General features: G+C 65.5%; 16 protein-coding genes. 11 read left to right on the top strand and 5 right to left on the bottom strand.

What is annotated here, in order from left to right; genetic code table 11:
- The 5 genes from MA09_RS03945 to MA09_RS03925 all read right to left on the bottom strand — a co-directional run.
- Nucleotides 1-261 (bottom strand): GTP-binding protein (locus MA09_RS03945; protein ID WP_036245631.1); only part of this gene is annotated, 261 nt, incomplete at its 3' end.
- An 87-nt stretch (nt 262-348) separates the two neighbouring features.
- The gene (fusA, locus tag MA09_RS03940) at nt 349-2454 is read right to left on the bottom strand and encodes an elongation factor G (protein ID WP_036245629.1); all 2106 of its coding nucleotides are present in this window, start codon (nt 2452-2454) and stop codon (nt 349-351) included.
- Between the two features lie 117 nt (nt 2455-2571).
- A complete protein-coding gene (rpsG, locus tag MA09_RS03935; protein ID WP_036245627.1) occupies nt 2572-3042 on the bottom strand; it encodes a 30S ribosomal protein S7 in 471 nt (156 codons plus the stop codon).
- A 133-nt stretch (nt 3043-3175) separates the two neighbouring features.
- Nucleotides 3176-3562, bottom strand: a complete 387-nt coding sequence (rpsL, locus tag MA09_RS03930; protein WP_027867278.1) for a 30S ribosomal protein S12 — start codon at nt 3560-3562, stop codon at nt 3176-3178.
- A 454-nt stretch (nt 3563-4016) separates the two neighbouring features.
- On the bottom strand, nt 4017-4910 hold the full coding sequence (locus MA09_RS03925) for a LysR family transcriptional regulator (RefSeq protein ID WP_036245626.1): 894 nt from the start codon (nt 4908-4910) through the stop codon (nt 4017-4019).
- Nucleotides 4911-5007: 97 nt separating this feature from the next.
- Between MA09_RS03925 and metE the strand changes: the two genes are divergently transcribed.
- The 11 genes from metE to MA09_RS03870 all read left to right on the top strand — a co-directional run bounded on the left by metE (nt 5008) and on the right by MA09_RS03870 (nt 17589).
- Entirely contained in the window at nt 5008-7284 is a 2277-nt protein-coding gene (gene metE, locus MA09_RS03920) for a 5-methyltetrahydropteroyltriglutamate--homocysteine S-methyltransferase (protein WP_036245625.1), read from the top strand.
- 144 nt (nt 7285-7428) lie between these two features.
- Entirely contained in the window at nt 7429-7863 is a 435-nt protein-coding gene (locus MA09_RS25205) for a hypothetical protein (RefSeq protein WP_229440545.1), read from the top strand.
- On the top strand, nt 7863-8510 hold the full coding sequence (locus MA09_RS25200) for a YbhB/YbcL family Raf kinase inhibitor-like protein (protein ID WP_051933146.1): 648 nt from the start codon (nt 7863-7865) through the stop codon (nt 8508-8510). Before MA09_RS25205 ends, MA09_RS25200 begins: the two co-directional genes overlap by 1 nt.
- 183 nt (nt 8511-8693) lie before the next feature.
- Nucleotides 8694-9959 (top strand): efflux RND transporter periplasmic adaptor subunit, encoded by a 1266-nt coding sequence (locus MA09_RS03905; protein WP_036245623.1) that lies wholly within the window; start codon nt 8694-8696, stop codon nt 9957-9959.
- Between the two features lie 40 nt (nt 9960-9999).
- Nucleotides 10000-10722 (top strand): ABC transporter ATP-binding protein, encoded by a 723-nt coding sequence (locus tag MA09_RS03900; RefSeq protein WP_036245622.1) that lies wholly within the window; start codon nt 10000-10002, stop codon nt 10720-10722.
- A 17-nt stretch (nt 10723-10739) separates the two neighbouring features.
- Nucleotides 10740-12050 (top strand): ABC transporter permease, encoded by a 1311-nt coding sequence (locus MA09_RS03895; RefSeq protein WP_036245621.1) that lies wholly within the window; start codon nt 10740-10742, stop codon nt 12048-12050.
- Nucleotides 12051-12067: 17 nt separating this feature from the next.
- Nucleotides 12068-13300: an ABC transporter permease gene (locus MA09_RS03890; protein ID WP_036245620.1), complete on the top strand. Its 1233-nt coding sequence runs from the start codon at nt 12068-12070 to the stop codon at nt 13298-13300.
- 30 nt (nt 13301-13330) lie between these two features.
- Nucleotides 13331-14662, top strand: a complete 1332-nt coding sequence (locus MA09_RS03885) for a sigma-54 dependent transcriptional regulator (protein WP_036245618.1) — start codon at nt 13331-13333, stop codon at nt 14660-14662.
- A gap of 5 nt (nt 14663-14667) precedes the next feature.
- Nucleotides 14668-16032 carry a PAS domain-containing sensor histidine kinase gene (locus MA09_RS03880; RefSeq protein ID WP_229440544.1) on the top strand — a complete coding sequence of 455 codons (1365 nt, stop codon included), beginning with the start codon at nt 14668-14670 and terminating at the stop codon, nt 16030-16032.
- A 10-nt stretch (nt 16033-16042) separates the two neighbouring features.
- Nucleotides 16043-16651, top strand: a complete 609-nt coding sequence (locus MA09_RS03875; RefSeq protein ID WP_036245615.1) for a glutathione S-transferase family protein — start codon at nt 16043-16045, stop codon at nt 16649-16651.
- A gap of 161 nt (nt 16652-16812) precedes the next feature.
- A complete protein-coding gene (locus tag MA09_RS03870; protein WP_036245614.1) occupies nt 16813-17589 on the top strand; it encodes a spermidine synthase in 777 nt (258 codons plus the stop codon).
- Nucleotides 17590-17591: the final 2 nt, after the last annotated feature.

Below are 17591 nucleotides of genomic sequence, written 5' to 3'. Positions count from 1 at the left end.
GTCGGCGTGGCCCGGGCAGTCAACGTGGGCGTAGTGACGGTTTGCGGTTTCGTACTCGACGTGCGCGGTGTTGATGGTGATGCCGCGTGCCTTTTCTTCCGGAGCCGCGTCGATCTGGTCGTAGGCCTTGGCTTCGCCGCCGAACTTCTTCGACAGAACGGTTGCGATTGCAGCCGTCAGGGTGGTTTTGCCGTGGTCAACGTGACCGATGGTGCCGACGTTGACGTGCGGCTTGGTCCGTTCGAATTTTTCCTTTGCCATTTCCTATCTTCCTTTAAAAGAAACGTATTGTTTTTTAGCTGTTGTTGGGAGCAGGTTCTCGTGAAACCTGCCCCCGGTTTTTTTTTATTACTTGGCTTTCGCGGTCACGATAGCGTCGATCACGTGCTTCGGAGCTTCCGAATAGTGCTTGAACTCCATCGTGTAGGTCGCGCGGCCCTGGGTTGCCGAACGCAGCGAGGTCGAGTAACCGAACATTTCCGACAGCGGGACTTCGGCCTTGATGATCTTGCCGCCGCCGCCCGGGATTTCGTCCATGCCCTGCACCATACCGCGGCGGGACGACAGGTCGCCCATCACGGTACCGGCGTAGTCTTCCGGCGTTTCCACTTCCACGGCCATCATCGGCTCGAGGATGACCGGGTTGGCTTTACGGCAGCCGTCCTTGAACGCCATCGAGCCCGCCATGCGGAACGCGTTTTCGTTCGAGTCGACGTCGTGGTACGAACCGAAGGTCAGGGTGACTTTGACGTCCACGACCGGGTAGCCAGCCAGCACGCCGCTGGTCAGGGTTTCGCGAACACCCTTCTCGACTGCCGGGATGTATTCGCGCGGAACCACACCGCCCTTGATGGCGTCGACGAATTCGAAGCCCTTGCCCGGCTCTTGCGGCTCGATCGACAGGACAGCGTGACCGTACTGGCCGCGGCCGCCCGACTGCTTGACGAACTTGCCTTCGACGTCGGTGACTGCCTTGCGGATGGTTTCGCGGTAAGCAACCTGCGGCTTGCCGACGGTTGCTTCCACGCCGAATTCGCGCTTCATGCGGTCAACGATAATTTCCAGGTGCAGCTCGCCCATACCACCGATGATGGTCTGGCCCGATTCTTCGTCGGTACGCACGCGGAACGACGGGTCTTCCTGAGCCAGACGGTTCAGTGCCAGGCCCATCTTTTCCTGGTCAGCCTTGGTCTTCGGCTCGACTGCCTGCTGGATGACCGGCTCCGGGAACACCATCTTTTCGAGGATGATCGGTGCCGACGGATCGCACAGGGTCTCGCCGGTGGTTGCTTCTTTCAGGCCGACTGCAGCGGCGATGTCGCCGGCGCGGACTTCCTTGATCTCTTCACGCTGGTTGGCGTGCATCTGCAGAATACGGCCGACGCGTTCCTTCTTGCCCTTGATCGGGTTGTAGACGGTGTCGCCCGAATTGATGACGCCCGAGTACACGCGGAAGAAGATCAGCTGGCCGACGAACGGGTCGGTCATGATCTTGAATGCCAGCGCAGCGAATTTCTCGTTGTCGTCGGCCTTGCGGGTGACCGGCTGGTCGTCTTCGTCGGTGCCACCGACCGGCGGAATGTCCACTGGCGACGGCAGGTATTCGATGACCGCGTCCAGCATTGCCTGCACGCCCTTGTTCTTGAATGCGGTGCCGCACATCATCGGGACGATTTCGCCGTTGATGGTACGCTCGCGCAGCGCCTTCTTGATCTCGGCTTCGGTCAGTTCGCCTTCTTCGAGGTACTTGTTCATCAGGTCTTCCGACGCTTCCGCGGCGGTTTCGACCAGCTTTTCACGCCACTCGTTGGCGGTGTCGACCAGTTCGGCCGGCACGTCGACGTAGTCGAACTTCATGCCCTGCGAAGCGTCGTCCCACAGGATCGCCTTCATCTTGACCAGGTCGACCACGCCCTTGAAGTTGTCTTCGGCGCCGATCGGGATCTGCAGCGGAATCGGGTTGGCCTTCAGGCGGGCGCGCATCTGCTCGTACACCTTGAAGAAGTTCGCACCGGTACGGTCCATCTTGTTGACGAATGCCAGACGCGGGACCTTGTACTTGTTAGCCTGACGCCACACGGTTTCCGACTGCGGCTGCACGCCACCGACTGCGCAATAGACCATGCATGCGCCGTCCAGGACGCGCATCGAACGTTCCACTTCGATGGTGAAGTCGACGTGGCCCGGGGTATCGATGATGTTGAAGCGGTGCGGCTCGAAGTTGTTGGCCATACCCTTCCAGAAGCAGGTCGTCGCTGCCGAGGTAATGGTAATACCGCGCTCTTGCTCCTGCTCCATCCAGTCCATGGTAGCGGCGCCGTCGTGCACTTCACCGATCTTGTGGTTCACACCCGTGTAGAACAGGATGCGCTCGGTGGTCGTCGTTTTACCGGCGTCGATGTGAGCGGAAATACCGATGTTGCGGTAGCGCTCAATGGGGGTAGTGCGTGCCATAATTTTTCCTAAATCTTTGAATGGACAAAACCGGGCAACATTTTGAGGATCAAAACGCGCCCGGCCTGAACAACGGATACTGCAGGCCGCACCACCCGAAGGGGTTTGGCCATGTGCTTAGAAGCGGAAGTGCGAGAACGCCTTGTTCGCTTCTGCCATGCGGTGCACTTCGTCACGGCGCTTCATTGCGCCACCGCGCATTTCAGCCGCTTCCATCAGTTCACCACCCAGACGTTGCGGCATGGATTTTTCGCTGCGCTTGTTTGCGGCTTCGCGCAACCAACGCATGGACAGCGCCATACGACGAACCGGACGAACTTCCACTGGCACCTGGTAGTTGGCGCCACCGACACGGCGGGACTTGACTTCCACCAGCGGCTTAGCGTTGTTGATCGCGGTCGTGAACACTTCCAGCGGGTCTTTGCCCGACTTGGTCTGGATGTATTCGAACGCACCGTAGATGATGTTTTCAGCGACCGATTTCTTACCGGACAGCATCAGAACGTTGACGAACTTGGCGACATCGGTGTTGCCGAATTTCGGATCCGGCAGGATTTCGCGCTTGGGTACTTCACGACGACGTGGCATTTCGATTCCTTTATCTTCAGTTGAGTGCGGGATCCGCACTCGCGAAAGACCCTCATGATCTTTCACTTACTCGGCCTTCCGGCCGGCTCAACTTAACTTTTAAATGTGACCTCGATGTGACGAGATCGCAGCATTACTTCTTGGCGCCGGCCTTGGCACGCTTCGCACCGTACTTCGAGCGAGCCTGCTTACGGTCTTTCACGCCCTGGGTATCCAGCGCGCCGCGGACCATGTGGTAACGCACACCCGGCAAGTCTTTCACACGGCCGCCGCGGATCAGGACGACGCTGTGCTCTTGCAGGTTGTGGCCTTCACCGCCGATGTACGAAATGACTTCGAAACCGTTGGTCAGGCGCACCTTGGCGACCTTACGCAGTGCCGAGTTCGGCTTCTTCGGGGTCGTGGTGTAGACACGGGTGCAAACGCCGCGCTTCTGCGGGCAGTTTTCCAGTGCCGGGGACTTGCTCTTCACAACCGCGGCTTCACGCGGCTTGCGAATCAGTTGATTGATGGTTGGCATCGTTCAAAAATCCAACAAAGTTACTACGTTGATGACCCGGACCGTTGTTGCGCTTGTCCGGGGACTGAAACCTAGTCCCGGATTCGGTACCCACGGCAGAGGCGACGATAGCCACTCACCGAAGGAGCGGCTGCGAATGCGTATACCATGTGCAGAATAAATCGAGAACTCGCGAGTATAGACCCGATGCGCAAGTGGGTCAACCGCTTTGCCGGCCAGTCAACCCGGCGGCGGGTGTAAACCGCGATTTACCGTGATGGATGTGGCAAGCCTGCGACAAAACGGCGTCCATGCTTGTGGCCTGGATAGTGTATTTCCAGCTATAAAGACGGGATCGCCGCCGATGTTGCCGTCATCTCGTCCGATCTCCCGCCTGCCGCCGTTCCAGCGCGGTGCAGGTGGCCGATTTCATCGGGAGTGGAGAAGGCCTAACAGCCGGTCAGCGCACCGAATCTCAAGGATTGTCACCGATGCTGGCCGCCAGCCGGATGAAGGCATCCAGGTAGTCAATCCGCGCATCGTCCTCGCGCGTCCCCAGGAAAATCTGCTTCGGGATACCGGCCGGGCCGAGGCGCACCGGCAGCACCGGCATGCGCGCGGCGTACTCCTGCACCAGCCAGCGCGGCAGCGCCGCCACTCCCCGGCCGCTGGCCACCATTTGCAGCAGGATGTCGGTGGTCTCGATGGTCTTGCGCTGGCGCGGAGCGCATCCGGCCGGCAGGAAGAAGGCCTTGTAGATGTCGAGACGGTCGATGTCGACCGGATAGGTGATCAATACCTCGTCCAGCAGGTCGGAGGGGTCGACGTACTCGCGCCCGGCCAGGCGGTGGCTGCTGCCGACCACCAACACCTGTTCGTAGTCGAACACCGGCACGAAGCGCAGGCCGGCCTTGTGCAGGGGGTCGGGCGTGACAAGCACGTCGATCTCCCACTCTTCCAGCGCCTTGATGCCGCCGAACTGGAAACGCTGCTTGACGTCGACGTCGACGTCCGGCCAGGCGGCGAGGTAGGGCGCCACCACCTTCAGCAGCCACTGGTAGCAGGGATGGCATTCCATCCCGATGCGCAGGGTGCCGCGTTGGCCCTCGGCGACCTGCGCCATCAGCCTCTCGGCGTGCTCGAACTGGGGCAGCAGGCGCCGGGCCAGGTCCAGCAGGTAGAGGCCGGCCGGGGTCGGGCGCAGGCTGCGGCCGTCGCGGGTCCAGACCTCGACGCCCAGCCCCTGTTCGAGCTTGCGGATGGCGTGGCTCAGCGCGGACTGGGTCAGGTGCAGGCTGTCGGCGGCGGCCGTCAGCGAACCGCGGCGCTCGACTTCGCGCAGGATGGTGAGGTGGATACGCTCAAGCATGACTCATGAATGGAATCGATCGATATATGAAATCATATCAATTTTATTCATGAGTTGTCCGTCCTATCATGGCTGTACACATCGACAGAACCACACCATGACCATCACGCACAACCTCGGCTTCCCCCGCATCGGAACGCACCGCGAACTCAAGTTCGCCCTGGAGCGCTACTGGAAAGATCCTTCGCTGGACTCGGACCTGCAGGCGCAGGCCTCCCGGCTGCGCGCACGCCACTGGGCCCGGCAATCCGCCCTCGACTTCGTTCCGGTGGGCGACTTCTCGCTCTACGACGGCGTGCTCGACATGAGCTTCACCCTCGGGAACATCCCCGAACGCGCGCGCCGCCATGGCGGCAGCCCCCTGGACCAGTACTTCCGGGTGGCGCGCGGCCGTGCCACAGTCGACGATGCCTGCGGCTGCGTGCATGCGGGCGAAATGACCAAGTGGTTCGATACCAATTACCACTACATCGTGCCCGAGTTCGACGGCGCTACCCGCTTCGCGCTCGACACGACGCGCCTGCGCGAGCAACTGCAGGAAGCGCGCGACGCCGGCGTGCGCGCCAAGCCGGTGATCCTCGGCCCCCTCACCTACCTCCGGCTCGGCAAATCGAAGGATGGAAGCGAGCGGCTGGCGCTGCTGCCGGCCCTGCTGCCGGTCTATGCCGAGCTGCTCGACTGGCTGGGCGCCGAGGGCGTCGAGTGGGTGCAGGTGGACGAGCCGGCGCTCGTCACAGACCTCGACGCGCGCTGGCGCCAGGCCTGTGCGGACGCTTACGCCCATCTGGCAGGCCATGGCCCGAAGCTGCTGCTGGCCACCTATTTCGGCGCCTTGGAAGAGAACCTGTCGCTGGCCTGCGCCCTGCCGGTGGCCGGCCTGCACCTGGACGCCATCGCCGCCCCCCACGAAGTAGAGGCTGCGATCGCGCTGCTGCCTTCGGACCGGGTGCTATCGCTCGGCGTGATCGACGGCCGCAATGTCTGGAAGACCGACCTGCATGCGACCCTGGCCTGGCTTGAACCGGTCGCGCGCCGCCTGGGCGAGCGCCTGTGGATCGCGCCTTCGTGCTCGCTGCTGCACGTGCCGGCCGACCTGGAACTGGAGACCGGGATGGACCCCGAGCTCCGTTCCTGGCTCGCTTTTGCAGTACAGAAGCTGGAGGAATTGCGGCTGCTGCAGTCCGCCCTCGACCACGGCCGCGTCGGCGTGCAAGACGCACTGATCGCCAACGCCGCCGCCGTCGACCGCCGCCGCGCCTCGCCGCGCGTGCACCAGCCGCAGGTAGCCGAGGCCGTGGGCGCACTCTCCCCCGCACTGGGCCGGCGCGCCAGTCCACATGCCCAGCGTGCGGCGGTGCAGGCGGCCGTGCTCGCGCTGCCGCCCTACCCCACCACCACCATCGGCTCCTTCCCGCAGACGCCCGAGATCCGCCAGGCGCGCCTGCGCCACAAGCGCGGCGAACTCGGCGACGACGGCTACCGCGCCGCGATGCAGGCCGAGATCGCGCGCTGCGTGCAGGCGCAGGAAGCGCTCGGGCTGGACGTCCTGGTGCATGGCGAGGCCGAGCGCAACGACATGGTCGAATACTTCGGCGAGCAGCTCGACGGCTTCGCCTTCAGCGCCAACGGCTGGGTGCAGTCCTATGGCTCGCGCTGCGTCAAGCCGCCCATCCTGTACGGAGACGTGCGCCGCCCGCGCCCGATGACGGTGGCGTGGATCCGCCATGCCCAGTCGCTGACGAGCAAGCCGGTAAAGGGCATGCTCACCGGGCCGGTGACGATGCTCAACTGGTCGTTCGTACGCGATGACCAGCCGCGTGCCCTTACCTGCCGCCAGCTGGCGCTGGCGATCCGCGCCGAGGTGCTCGACCTGGAGCAGGCCGGCGTGCGCATCATCCAGATCGACGAGGCCGCGCTGCGCGAAGGCCTGCCGCTGCGCCGCGCAGGCTGGGACAATTACCTGGGCTGGGCGATCGATGCCTTTCGCATCGCCGCCAACGGCGTGCGCGACGACACGCAGATCCACACCCACATGTGCTATTCGGAGTTCAACGACATCATCGGAGCGATCGCCGCCATGGACGCCGACGTGATCACCATCGAGGCTTCGCGCTCGGGCCTCGAGCTGCTGGACGCCTTCGACGGCTTCCGCTACCCGAACGGCATCGGCCCCGGCGTCTACGACATCCATTCGCCCAACATCCCGAGCCGCGAGCAGATCGTCGGCCTGATGCGCGCGGCGGCGTCGCGCATTCCGCCGACGCAGCTCTGGGTCAACCCGGACTGCGGCCTGAAGACGCGCAGCTGGGACGAGGTGATGCCGGCGCTGGAGAACATGGTGGCCGCGGCGCGAACCCTGCGTGCCGCCGCCTAGCGTCACACCTGGCTGTCCGCCTGTTGTCCCGTGCGCTGTCCCGCCAACGCGACAGCCGGCAAACGTTCTCCCACATACCGCCGGCCGATGTTCTGGCACGATTTTTTATCACATCCAACCACGGTAACGAGGGAGAGCCAGGACATGAAACGCGTGACAGCGGCAGCGCTAATCGGCATGGCGGCAGGCGCCGCCTGTGTCCAACAGGGTGACGGGACCCGCTTCTCCGCCCCGTCCAATGTCTTCAAGCCGGCCAAGGTCGAGGCCACGCCCGAGCGCATGCGCGGCATCAAGGCGCCACCGGGCTTCACCGTCACGCCTTTCGCCACGGGCCTGAAGAACGCCCGCATCATCACGGCGCGCGGGACCCCGATGGTGCTGGGCTACACCGCGCACGCGGCGCCGATGCAGATGGTGTTCGGCTACCGCGGCGGCTTCCCGACGGAATACAGCGGCGACGCTTTTGTTACCATGCGCGGCTCCTGGAACCGCGCCCAGGCCTCGGGCTACGAAATCGTCCGCGTGCGCTTCGCGCGCGCCCGGTCGGCCTGGCCTGGGCCAGGGACGGCGCGCTGCTGATGGCGGACGACGGCAACGGCGTGATTTACCGCATCGCGCACAGCGCCGGAAAGCCGGGCAATTTGACAGCCATGGCGCCGGCAGGCCCGATGCGCGACCAGGCCAACGAGGGCAACGGCGTGCCGCTCGCGAACAAGCGTCCCGAGACGCAATCGACAGGCGCACTCACGGTCAGCTCGCCGAGCTTCAAGGCCGGCAGTGCGATGAATCAAAAATACAGCGAATACGCTGACGGCGTGTCCCCTGCCTTGACCCGGAAGGCGGTGCCGAACGCGAAGTCCTACGCCATCATCATGGAAGACCCGGACGCCAAACCGGTCACGCCCTTCGTGCACTGGCTGGCCTGGAATATCCCGGCGAACGTCGCCAGCCTGCCGGAAGGCCTGCAGGAGCAGCCGCGCCTGACCGATCCGGAAGGCGTGGTGCAGGACCGGAACACGCGCGGCTCGATGGGCTACTACGGGCCGAAGCCGCCGGTGGGCGACAAGCCGCACCACTACCATTTCCAGGTGTATGCACTCGACACCATGCTCGATGTGCCGTTCGGGGCCGACCGCGACCAGCTGCTGCAGGCGATGCAGGGCCACCTGATCGGCAAGGGCGAACTCATCGGTACCTACGCGCAGAAGCAGAAGCCGCAAAAGTAATTCGTAGGGTGGACGGCTTCGCCGTCCGCCCTACGACTGTCCGCGGACACTGTCCGCAAAAAGTATTGACGGACACCGCGGACACCGGACACGGCAGCAGCATTCCCCGCAGAATCAGTCACTTACCAAACTGGCACGGATCGTGCATTGACGACGCCATCCAACGTTGTCACCCGAGATGCCATGATCCGCGATACATCACAACAAGACGCTGTCCTCACCCCGGCCCCGGTCCACAAGCTCAAGCGCCGCGCGCTGTGGGTGGGCGGCGCGTGTGCCCTCCTCGCCGTCAGCGCCGCCGTGCTGGGCGCCTGGACCAGCAGCGAACACTCCGTCAGCGAAGCCCGCCTGCGCATCGCCGAAGTCACCCGCGGGACCCTGGTCCGCGACGCTTCGGTGAACGGCCGCATCGTGGCCGCCGTCAGCCCGACCCTGTATTCGACCGCCCCTGCTACCGTCAACCTGAAGGTCGCCGCCGGTGACACCGTCAAGAAGGGCGACGTGCTGGCCGTGCTGGATTCGCCCGACCTGGCCGATGAACTCAAGCGCGAGACCTCGAGCTACGAACAGCTCAAGGCCGAGGTGGCGCGCCAGCAAATCCTGGCGCGCAAGCAGAAGCTGCTGGCCAAGCGCGATGCCGACACCGCCGAGATCGAGCGCCTGTCGGCCCAGCGCACCCTGGAACGCTACGAAGGCGTGGCCCAGGTGGGCATCATCGCCAAGATCGACTACCAGCGCGCCAAGGATGCCCTGAGCTCGGCCGAGATCCGCGCGCGCCACGCGTCCCAGGCCGCGAACCTCGAAAGCGACGACGTCCAGCTGGCCCTGAAGACCAAGATCAACGAGCTGGAACGCCAGCGCCTCTCGCTGGCCAATGCCCAGCGCCGCGTCGACGAGCTGACCGTGCGCGCGCCGGTGGACGGCTTCATCGGCACCCTCAACGTCCAGAACCGCATGGTGGTGGCGGCCAATGCGCCCCTGATGACCCTGGTCGACCTGTCCAAGCTCGAAGTCGAAGTCGAGGTGCCGGAAACCTACGTGGCCGACATCGGCCTGGGCATGAACGCCGAGATCACCCTGCCTTCGGGCAAGGCCACCGGCAAGCTGTCCGCGCTGTCGCCGGAAGTCGTGAAGAACCAGGTGCTGGCGCGCGTGCGCTTCGACGGCGAGCAGCCCAAGGGCCTGCGCCAGAGCCAGCGCGTGACCGCCAGATTGCTGATCGAGGAGCGCCCCAACGTCCTGACCCTGCCGCGCGGCCCCTTCGTGGAGAGCGAGGGCGGACGCCATGCCTACGTGGTGCAGGACGGGATCGCCGTGCGCACCCCGATCCAGCTGGGCGCCACCAGCATTTCCGCCGTCGAGGTCCTGTCGGGCCTGAAGCAGGGCGACAAGGTGGTGATCGCCGGCACCGACACCTTCAACAACGCCAATCGTGTCACGATCAACTGAGCGATCAACCGCTAAAACCAATACAAACTAGGAGAATTCCATGCTGCGCATGACCAACCTGAGCAAGGTGTACCGCACCCACATGATCGAGACCCACGCGCTGCGCGGTTTCGAGATCGAAGTCAAGCAGGGCGAGTTCGTCACCGTGACCGGCCCGTCCGGCTCCGGCAAGACCAGCTTCCTGAACATCGCCGGCCTGCTGGAAGAATTCACCTCGGGCGAGTACGTCCTCGACGGCGTCAACGTGAAAGGCCTGGACGACAGCGCCCGCTCGCGCCTGCGCAACGAGAAGCTGGGCTTCATCTTCCAGGGCTTCAACCTGATTCCCGACCTGAACCTGTTCGACAACGTCGACGTGCCGCTGCGCTACCGCGGCTTCAACAAGACCGAGCGCAAGGAGCGCATCGAGGACGCACTCAGCAAGGTCGGCCTGGCCTCGCGCATGAAGCACTACCCGGCCGAGCTGTCCGGCGGCCAGCAGCAGCGCGTGGCGATCGCGCGCGCGCTGGCCGGTTCGCCCAAGCTGCTGCTGGCCGACGAACCGACCGGTAACCTGGACACCCAGATGGCGCGCGGCGTGATGGAGCTGCTGGAAGAGATCAACGCGGCCGGCACCACCATCCTGATGGTGACCCACGACCCGGAACTGGCGGTGCGCACCCATCGCAACGTGCACATCATCGACGGCCAGGTCTCGGACCTGGTGCGCAAGGGACCGACCCTGGTCGATGCCAAGGCCGCCGGCGCCGCCGTGTCGGCATAAGCAGCGGAGACCACGACATGTTCTCCTATTACTTCAAGCTCGGCGTGCGCAGCCTGCGCCGCAACCCGGCCCTGACCGCCCTGATGGTGCTGACGCTGGCCATCGGCGTGGCCGCCAGCGTCTCGACGCTGACCATCCTGCACATGATGTCGGGCGACCCGATTCCCGAGAAGAGCGAACGCCTGTTCGTGCCGCACGTGGACAACGGCCCGGTCGAAGGCTGGGTCCCGAGCGACGGTCCCAACGACAACCAGCTGGGCTACATCGACGCCGCCAACCTCCTCAAGAGCGGCCAGGGCGAGCGCCGCACCGCCATGTACGGCGTGTTCCAGCCGATCGAGCCGCCGCGCAGCGACATGCCGGCCTTTACCGCCTCCGGCCTGGCCCCGACCCGCGACTTCTTCGCGATGTTCAACGTGCCCTTCCTGCACGGCCAGCCCTGGACCGAAGGGGACGACGCGCGCGGCGCCGACGTGGTGGTGCTGGGCCGCGCGGTCGCCGAGAAGCTGTACGGCGACGCCAATCCGGTCGGCAAGCAGATCAGGATCGGCGGCTTCCCCTACACGGTGGTCGGCGTGCTCAATACCTGGAATCCGCTCCCGCGCTACTACAGGCTGATCGGCGGCAGCCGCTTCGGCAAAGCCGAGGAATTCTTCATTCCGTTCTCGACCGCGCTGCGCCACGAGATGGGCAACAACGGCAGCATGAACTGCAGCGCCAACCGTGACCCGGGCTTCGCCAACCTCCTGACCTCGGAGTGCACCTGGATCCAGTTCTGGTTCGAAACCCGTTCCGCTTCCGACCGCGCCGAACTGCAGTCATGGCTCGACAACTATGCAAGCGAGCAGCGCAAGCTGGGCCGCCTGAAGCGCAATGCGCCGAACAAGCTGTACGACGTGATGGAATGGATGGAGCACATGAAGGTCGTCGGCAACGACAGCAAGTTGTCGGCCTGGCTGGCGTTCGGCTTCCTGATCCTGTGCCTGGTCAACACGGTCGGCCTGCTGCTGGCAAAGTTCTCGGTGCGCGCCTCCGAGATCGGCGTGCGCCGCGCGCTCGGCGCCTCGCGCCGCGACGTGTTCCAGCAGTTCCTGATCGAGACCGGCGTGGTCGGCCTGGTGGGCGGCGTGCTCGGCCTGGTGCTGTCCTTCGGCGCGCTGGCGCTGATCGGCATGCAGAGCAAGGGCATGGCGGCGGTCGCCCGCATGGACTGGCAGATGCTGATGCTGACCTTCGTCATGTCCGTCACCGCCGCCATCGTCGCCGGCCTGCTGCCGACCTGGCGCGCCTGCCAGGTGACCCCGGCCATCCAGCTGAAATCGCAATAAGAACGAAAGAGACCATCATGGAAATCAAGCCCATCCTGTCCGCGCTGATGCGCAACAAGACCGGTCCGATCCTGGTCGCGCTGCAGGTCGCGCTGAGCCTGGCGATCCTGGCCAACGCCCTGCACGTCGTCAACGAGCGCCGTGAAGTGGCGGCGCGCCCGACCGGCCTGTCCGACGAGGCAGCCACCTTCTACTTTAATGTGCGCAACCTGAACAGCGACGGTCCGGAGCAGATGCTCGCCACCATGAAGCGCGAAGCCGACGTGCTGCGCGCGGTGCCGGGCGTGGTGTCGGTCGCGAACGTGTCGCAGATGCCGATCTCGGGCAGCGGCAGCACCAACAGCGTCGCGCTCGATCGCCGCCAGGAACGCGAGAGCGCGCTGGCGTCGGTGTACTTCTCCGGCGACTCCGTGGTCAAGACCTTCGGCCTGAAGATCGTCGAAGGCCGCGACTTCCTGCCGCAGGAGCTGGTCGACCTCAACGAGAACACCAGCCGCGAGCTGCCCAAGCACCTGGTCATTACCAAGGCGCTGGCAGACAAGCTGTGGCCGGACGGCTCCGCCGTCGGCAAGACGATGTACTTCGGCACCGGCGAGGAAGCCCAGGGCGCCCAGATCGTCGGCGTGGTCGAGCGGCTGCAGTCGGCCCACGGCGACGTCGGCGAGCGCGGCGAGTGGGCGGCGCTGGTTCCGGCGCGCCTGTACGGCAATCCCGGCGCCCTGTATGCCGTCCGCACCGAACCGGGCCAGCGCGACCGCGTGATGAAGGAAGCGGAGGAAGCGCTGCGCAAGTCGTCGGCAACGCCAATGATCCTGGAAGCCAAGACGGTCGAGGAAGACCGCCAGAAGCGCTACCGCGGCGATGTCGCCCTGTCGTGGATGCTGATCACCGTGAGCGTGCTGCTGCTCCTGATCACCTGCTCGGGCATCGTCGGCATGGCCAGCCTGTGGGTGACCCAGCGCCGCAAGCAGATCGGCGTGCGCCGCGCCCTGGGCGCCCGCAAGCTGGACATCCTGCGCTACTTCATCCTTGAGAACGTCATGATCACCAGCGCCGGCGTGTTCGGCGGCGTGCTGCTCGGCCTGGGCCTGAACCACCTCCTGGTGACGAAGCTCGAGATGGCGCGATTGCCGGCGACTTACCTGGTGGGCGGCGCGGTGGTGTTCTGGGCGCTGGGCATCCTGGCGGCCTACGGCCCGGCCTGGCGCGCTGCCAGCATCTCGCCGGCGACTGCCACCCGCAGTGCTTAACGACAAGTAACTAATGCTAAACTTGCCGTCATGCCCACCGTACTGATCATCGACGACAACGCCGCGGTCGCCATCGCGCTCGACGTCCTGTTCTCCCTCCACGACATCGCCTCGCTGCGCGCGGCGTCGCCCGAGGAAGGGCTGGACATCCTCGGGCGCGAGCACGTGGACCTGGTCATCCAGGACATGAACTTCACGGCCGACACGACGTCCGGCGAGGAAGGCGTGGCGCTGTTCCGCGAAATCCGCAAGCGCCACCCGGACCTGCCGGTGATCCTGCTCACCGCCTGGACCCACCTGGACGCCGCGGTGGAGCTGATCAAGGCCGGCGCCGCCGACTACTTGTCCAAGCCCTGGAACGACGAGCGCCTGCTCACCACGGTGACCAACCTGATCGAGCTGGGCCAGGCCAACCGCGCCCTGAACCAGCGCCTGCAGCGCGAGCGCAAGGCCAAGCGCGAACTGGAACAGAACTTCGACCTGCGCGGCCTGGTGTGGCAGGACCCGGCTACCGAGCGCGTGCTCACCCTGGCCTGCCAGGTGGCGCGCGCCGACGTACCGGTGCTCATCACCGGCCCGAACGGCACCGGCAAGGAGCGCATCGCCGACATCATCCAGGCCAATTCGCAGGTGGCCGACGGCCCCTTCGTGGTGCTGAACTGCGGCGCCCTGCCCTCGGAACTGATCGAGGCCGAGCTGTTCGGGGCGGAGGCCGGCGCCTATACGGGGGCCTCGAAGGCTCGGGAAGGCAAGTTCGAGGCGGCCGACGGCGGCACCCTGTTCCTCGACGAGATCGGCAACCTGCCGCTGGCCGGCCAGATGAAGCTGCTGCGCGTGCTGGAAACCGGACGCTTCGAGCGCCTCGGCTCCAACCGCGAGCGCCAGGTGAAGGTGCGCGTGATCAGCGCCACCAACGCCGATCTCGGCGCCATGATCCGCGCCGGCAGCTTCCGCGAAGACCTGTACTACCGCCTGAACGTGATCGAACTGCGCCTGCCGCCGCTCGCCGCGCGCCCGGGCGACATCCTGCCGCTGGCGCTTTCCTTCCTGCGCGGGAAGACCCTGCATTCTTCGGCCGAAGCGGCGCTGCAGGCCCACACCTGGCCCGGCAACGTGCGCGAGCTGAAGAACGTGATGGCACGCGCCAGCCTGCTGGCGCAGGGAGACGTCATCAAGGCTGCCGATCTTGGGCTGCCGGTCGCGGTGGCGCCCACCCTGGATGCGGAACCCGACCGCGAAGCCATCGTGCAGGCGCTGGCACGCGCCGGCGGCGTGGTGGCGCAGGCATCAAGCGAACTGGGCCTGTCGCGCCAGGCCCTGTACCGGCGCATGGAGCGGCTCGGCATCGCACGCCCCACATGAGCGGCATGAAGGGCACAGGGTTCCGACTCTCGCTGGTCACGCGCTGGTCGGCGCTGGTCGGCACCCTGCTGGCCCTCGGCATGCTGATCGCGCTCGGGCTGGACCACCTCTTCCCCGAGCATCCCGTCCTCGTCTTCTTCGCCTGCCTGGCGGCGATCGTCCCGATCGCCATCATCACCATCCGCTCGCAGATCCAGCCGATCCTGTCGCTGTTCCGCGCCCTCGAGGGCACGGTGGCCAGCTACCGCGACGGCGACTTTTCCTTCAGCCTGCACTGGCCCCAGAACGACGAGCTGGCCGACCTGATCGCCGCCCACAACGACCTGGGGCAGGTGCTGCGCGAACAGCGCCTCGGCCTGGTGCAGCGCGAGCTGCTGCTCGATACCATGGTCCAGAACACGCCGGTGGCCATGCTGCTGGTGACCGACTTCGCCACCAATACAGCTACTTCGGCGGGCACCATCGTCTACGCCAACCTGGCCGCGCGCCAGCTGCTGTCCGAAGGACGCAAGCTCGAAGGCCACGGTCTGGGCGACATCCTGGAAACCGCAGCCCCGGCCCTGAAGGAGGCGCTGGCGCGCGGCGGCGACGGCCTGTTCACCGCCGGGGAGTCGGAAGAAGAAGAGGTTTATCACCTGGCGCGGAGCAGCTTCACGCTGAACGGCCGGCGCCACGAATTGCTGCTGCTGCGCCACCTGACCACCGAGCTGCGGCGCCAGGAGGTGCAGACCTGGAAGAAGGTGATCCGCGTGATCAGCCATGAGCTGAACAACTCGCTGGCGCCGCTCGCGTCCCTGGCGCACTCCGGCGCGGAGCTGGTGCGGCGCGGCCAGACCGAGCGCCTGCCCCAGATCCTGCAGACCATCGGCGAGCGTACCCGCCACCTTGAAACCTTCATTCTCGGCTATGCGCGCTTCGCCAAGCTGCCCACGCCGCGCCTCGATGCCGTGCCCTGGCGCGTGTTCGTGGACCGGCTGGCCGACCAGGTGCCGTTCCGCCTGTCGGGCGACTTGCCGCAGGAGCCGGCCTGGATCGACGCCGCCCAGATGGAACAGGCCCTGCTCAACCTGCTCAAGAATGCGCACGAATCGGGATCAAAGCCCGGGGACGTCGAGCTGCAGGTGCGCCGCGTGCAGGAGGCCTTGCGCATCGACGTGCTGGACCGCGGCGCCGGCATGAGCGACACCGTGCTGACCAACGCCCTGGTACCCTTCTATTCCACCAAGCGCAGCGGCACCGGCCTTGGGCTGGCGCTGGCGCGCGAGATCGCCGAAGCCCACGGCGGGCGCATCTCGCTCTCGAACCGCGACGGCGGCGGCCTGGCCGTCACCCTCATCCTTCCGGCACTGCCGGGAACGCAAACACCATGAAAGGATGCATATGCTGAAGATCATCGGTAAGGACACGTCGATCAACGTGCGCAAAGTGCTGTGGACCTGCATCGAGCTCGGACTCCCCTTCGAGCGCGAAGACTGGAACGCGGGACATGCGGCACTCAACCCGAACGGCTTGGTACCGGTGCTCGTGGAGGACGGCTTCGTGTTGTGGGAGTCGAATACCATCTGCCGCTATCTCTGCTCGAAGTACGGCGAACAGGGCGCGGGCGCCCTGCTGCCGGCCGGTGCGCGCGATCGCGCACGTGTCGAGCAATGGATGGACTGGCAGGCCACCGACCTGAACACGGCCTGGCGCTACGCCTTCATGGCACTGGTGCGCAACAACGCCGCCTACCAGGACAGGGCACAGGTCGAAGCCAGCATCGCGTCCTGGAACCGCCACATCGGCATCCTGGACGCCCAGCTGCGCGCCACCGGCGCCTACGTTGCGGGCAGCGCCTTCACGCTGGCGGATATCGTGCTGGGCTTGTCGGTGAACCGCTGGATGCTGACGCCGATGGACAGGCCGGACCTGCGCCACGTGGCGGCCTATGTCGACCGCCTGACCGAGCGGCCGGGTTTCCGCGAGTTCGGCAGGAATGGCATAGCGTAGGGGGTGATCTAGTCCGGTGGACTAGATCACGGTCCGGTGGACCAGATCACGCTTCGCCGACCGCGCGTTCAAATCCGGCATGAACTGACGCCCGGCTGAGCATCATCCCGTTGAACGCGCGGTCGGCAGAGCCGACCGCCCTACGGTATCATTCGGCTGTCATGCCACCTTCCTACGCCCGCATCGATCCCCGTTTCGCCCAGCCGGGCCACCCGCCCGCCACCATCGACGAGTTCGACGGCGTGCGCTTCCTGCACCTGGGCACCTCCTGGGTGCAGGGCGCGATGCGCCTGTCCAAGCCGGACGCGATCGAGCTCGAGTACGTCCAGATGATGATGATGTGGACGCTGTTCCTCCAGAACCCGCGCCGCATCGTCCAGCTGGGCCTCGGCAGCGCAGCCCTGACCAAGTTCTGCTACCGCCGCTTTCCCGAGGCGCACGTTACCGCGGCCGAACTGAATCCGAACGTGATCGCCATCTGCCGCGCCTTGTTCGGCCTGCCCGAGAACGACGCGCGCCTGGACGTGCGCCAGATGAACGCGCTCGACTTCGTGCTGGATGCCGGCAACCACGGCCGGGTCGATGTCCTGCAGGTGGACCTGTACGACCACGACGCCCGTGGCCCGGTGCTCGACTCCCTTGATTTTTACCAGGGCTGCCATGACTGCCTGAAGGAAGACGGGATCATGACCGCCAATGTCTTCGGCCACTTCGACAGCTACGACAAGAACCTGCTCACCATGCAGCAGGTGTTCGACGCCGTGGTCTGGCTGCCCGAGGTGCACGACGCGAACATCGTGGTCCTGGCCTTCAAGAACGCGCCGCAGCTCGACTTCTCGTTGCTGTACGAACGCGCGGGCGAGATCCGGCGCCACCTCAACCTGCCGGCCAGGAAATGGGTCGACGGCCTGAAGGAATGGATGCGCGACCACGCGTGAGG

Origin of the sequence: Massilia sp. BSC265 (assembly GCF_000740675.1) — a bacterium.
GTDB lineage: Bacteria > Pseudomonadota > Gammaproteobacteria > Burkholderiales > Burkholderiaceae_D > Telluria.
The sequence above is the reverse complement of the archived record's forward strand: the minus strand, read 5'-3'. Positions and strand labels throughout refer to the sequence as shown.